The organism is Vibrio sp. 1641 (genome assembly GCF_033339995.1).
Lineage (GTDB): Bacteria > Pseudomonadota > Gammaproteobacteria > Enterobacterales > Vibrionaceae > Vibrio > Vibrio alginolyticus.
Genome location: NZ_JAWOVP010000470.1, coordinates 1 through 534, shown reverse-complemented (window position 1 = coordinate 534; position 534 = coordinate 1). Strand labels below are relative to the sequence as shown.

The following is a 534-nucleotide window of genomic DNA, read 5'->3' as shown; positions in this document are numbered from 1 at the left end:
GCTCAAGAGAAAGTTATTGGTCGTACAAAACCAGATTCAGTCGAGCTAGAAGACGTACCGGCAGCATCTCACGTTGGTCGAGTTGATATTAAAGAAGAAGGCAAAGGTTTGAAGATTGTTCGTCATAGCTTGCCATACGGCACAGTGACTGGCGCGCACGGTCTGTTGTTCATCTCTTACTGCAATACCCTTCACAATATCAAAGTGATGCTAGAGAGCATGTACGGTGTAACCGACGGTAAAACAGACCAACTGCTTCGCTTCACTAAAGCAGTAACAGGCGCTTACTTCTTCGCTCCTTCACAAGAAATGCTAGCAGAACTGGCCATTAAGTAATTAATAGTTAAAAGCTTCCAAAGCCCTCCACTCGGAGGGTTTTTTGTTTTCTATTCTCTCATTCCAATCTCTTTTCAAAAAACGCTAAATCTTTCTGTTGCTTGGTCGATAAGTACCCAAAGCCTTAATTTATTTGGAGTCTGTGTCTCTTGGCTATCACCGTTAATACCAATGTTGCAGCACTTGTCGCACAACGTC

General features: G+C 43.3%; 1 protein-coding gene. It reads left to right on the top strand.

Annotated elements, in window-relative coordinates; translation table 11 throughout:
• The coding region (locus R7Z47_RS26615; RefSeq protein WP_318130993.1) for a Dyp-type peroxidase at nt 1-336 on the top strand (336 nt) is incomplete at its 5' end.
• Nucleotides 337-534 lie beyond the last annotated feature (198 nt).